General features: G+C 60.2%; 2 protein-coding genes. Both read right to left on the bottom strand.

What is annotated here, in order from left to right:
* Positions 1-136: 136 nt before the first annotated feature.
* Complete coding sequence (locus tag WB528_RS03675; protein WP_423887074.1) at positions 137-892, bottom strand: outer membrane protein; 756 nt, start codon at positions 890-892, stop codon at positions 137-139.
* A gap of 91 nt (positions 893-983) precedes the next feature.
* Positions 984-2771 carry a porin gene (locus tag WB528_RS03670; protein WP_423887073.1) on the bottom strand — a complete coding sequence of 596 codons (1788 nt, stop codon included), beginning with the start codon at positions 2769-2771 and terminating at the stop codon, positions 984-986.
* Between the last annotated feature and the right edge of the window lie 254 nt (positions 2772-3025).

Raw genomic sequence — 3025 nt, 5'->3', positions numbered from 1 at the left:
ACACCGTTTCCAACCCCCATACCTACAACACGCTGCGGTAAGAAGAGGCGCGGAAAGACGCCGCGCTGCGCAGCTGGCTTTCACAAAAAAGCTCCGGTCCCAGGACCGGAGCTTTTTCTTTCGAGCGATAGGGCTCTCAGTATCTCGCGACCACCGGGCCCGGCCCGCCGAAGCGGTAGTTGACGCCGAAGCGGACGACATTGTCTTCGAACGGCACGTTGCGCGGCCCTTCCGCGAGAGCGGTATTGAGAGCCACGGTGCTGAACTTCATGTAGAGCCATTCGAACTTGGCCGACCAATTCGGCGCAAATCCCCATTCCAGACCGCCGCCGGCGGTCCAGCCGCTGCGCGTGGACGACGATGAAGCGATCACGTTATGCGCGTTGTCGTAGATGCCCTGTCCGACGCCTGCGCCGGCGTAGCCGCCCGTTCCATAGAACAACAGGTTGTTGACGGCGTAACCAACGCGACCACGTGCGGTCGCCAGCCACGTCTCGTTGGTGAAGCTCGAAAAGAGGGAGTTGCCGGCGCCGTCGACGAAGCCGTTGGCGATCGCGACCGGTCCGACGTCGGGTATCGTGCCACGTTCCGCGACCCAGGAGGCGTCGCCTTCGAAGCCAACCACGAGGTTTGACATCTGCCAGTTATAACCAAGCGTGCCGCCAACGAGACCGCCCTTGACGGTATAGCCGGAGGCGTCGCTGACGCCCGTGGCCTGATCGACGTGGTCGCTGGGCCCGATCGATCCGCCGGCCGCGGCGCCGATGTAGAAGCCGGTCCAGTTGTAGATCTGAACGACCGGCGCTGCCTTCACCGGCAAATCTGCCGCCATGGCGGCTGTCGGACCGAGAATTAACGCGCCGACTGCGCCGAGTATGATGTTCTTTGTCATGATGATCTCTCGATGTAAGTCGTTGAAACCTGTCTGTTGCTAGATCGCAGGACGGCGGGGTGAAACTCACCCCGCGATCCCGTCATGATGCCTAGAACCGCCATTGCAGGCCGGTGGAGACGCCGGCAAGCGTGGGGCCAACCCAGCAATGTGGATCCGAATTTGTGCCGCCCGTGGCGCCCCAGGCCGAATGGCAGTCGGTGGTGACGCCATGCCCGCCGGCGCCGAGGTCGAAGTGAGCGCTTGGACCGTTGATGGTCATCGCAACCGCCGTGTACCAGGTCAGGTTCGTTCCGAACTTGTGCTTGTAGTTGGCGGTGAGCATGTCGGCCTCGTTGTCATTATTCATGACGAAGAGTCCGTCAGCAGACGTCGTTCCGGGAATCGGAGTCGTGCCGAACGGCGTATTGTGCTGTCCGAGTTCCCCCTGTGCCTTGAACGCATGTGCCCAACCGCCGCTGAAGCTGTCGACCGGGCTCAATTCCTGAGTGAAGAACAGCCAGGTGCCGTTGCGCGAGCGTTCGTTCTGGAATTCGATGAGCGGGCTCACATAGCGGTGCATCCTTTCAAAGATGCCTCCGACCGTGGTCTTGGTCGAGAACGTGTAGAGAGCTGCGATCTTTAATGCGTCTTCGTCCGCGACGTCCGCGTTAAAGACGCCGAGCTGCGTGGCGTTGGCGAAACATCCCGGCGTGCCCAGCGGGCAGTTATTGACGAGCGTAAATGTAGTCATGTTGGCCGCGCCGGCCCCGTAGAGGAGGGAGATATCGCTCTGACGGTTGACCTGGAAATGCCGCTCGTAAGCGACGGTCGCGTAGAACGGCCCGTTGGTGTAGCTCAGGTTGGCGCTGACCGCGTTGCCGAACGAACCGTCGTTACAACCGTTGGGGAAAAGGCCGCCGCTGGTCGGATCGTTGCCGCCGGTACAATCGGACTCGCCTGCGGCGATGTTGTCGTCGATCGTGGAGCGGTTCTGACCCGGCGAGAACAGCAGGTTCCATTGGAAGCCACCGATGGTGGGCGATTCGTACCAGATCGAGTGATCGAGACGGCCGCCGAATTCGACGCGGTTGTCGCCGCCGGTGTTGCCCATAATGACGTTCATGCTGCCGATCTCGCCCGAGAACGGGTTGAAGCCGCCGGTGGACCTCGCATACGGCGTGGTCGTCTTGCCGATCTTGACCGCGCCCCATTCAGGATTCGCAAAACCGATATAGGTGTTGCGGTTGAACATCGAGCCGTTGACGCTGTTGCTGAGATTGGCGTTGCTCTGCCTCGCGCCGGGCGTGTTGGAAACATCGAAGCCGACTTCGAGCTGATAGACGAAGTTGAACGGAAGAGTCGACATACGCTGGAAGCCCCGCACGCCGAGGAAGGAGCTGTTGCTGGCAATCGCCGGCATCCAGCCGAAGTTTCCGGCCGGGAAGGGCTCGCTCGGGCCGGTGAAAACGGGGTTGTTGTTGATGTTTCCGCCGAGCGCCTTGGTGGTATCGTCGACCGAGAGGTCGATATTGCCGTAACCGGTGATCTCGCCGCCCGGCGTGTAGAAGGTGAGCGGATTGCCCTTCTTGTGCTCGAAGAAGGCGTGTCCGTTGGCGTCGATTTCGGGCGCGACGAGAGCGGGTGGCGGAGTCGGCGTACGCGTTGCAACCACGGGGGTTGCGCCAGGCTTGGCGGGCGTAGCGTTCCTGATGGCGCCATCGTCACGCTTGTTGATGCGCGCCCTCAACGCCGCATTTTCGCCAGCGAGCTTGGCGTTGTTTTTTTCGATCTTATCAAGCCGCGCCAGCACGTCGTCGAGCTTATCGGCCGACGCCGGCAGTGCTTGGAAGGTGATGCCCGCCGCGACAAATGCAGCGCCTAATGCAAACTTTCTCATTGTCTAGCCCCCTAGAATGATTCCGAGGGCTACCCTGTCGTGGCAGGTTAATACCGTCAAATGCGCAGCGGACCGCAAAACCTCTTGCAGGAGCGAGATAGAGATTTCCATAAAATTAACTTAAGTCTTTTTATTTCAGTTGGATAACCAGTGCATTAGGCCTTTGTTGCAATGCGAGAAACAATGTGTCTCTGCGGCAACAGTTAGGAATAATGTATACCAACTCCGGGAATAGTGGGCAGAACCGGCCAGGA

The organism is Bradyrhizobium sp., assembly GCF_049586575.1.
In the GTDB taxonomy this organism is placed as follows: domain Bacteria; phylum Pseudomonadota; class Alphaproteobacteria; order Rhizobiales; family Xanthobacteraceae; genus Bradyrhizobium.
The sequence above is the reverse complement of the archived record's forward strand: the minus strand, read 5'-3'. Positions and strand labels throughout refer to the sequence as shown.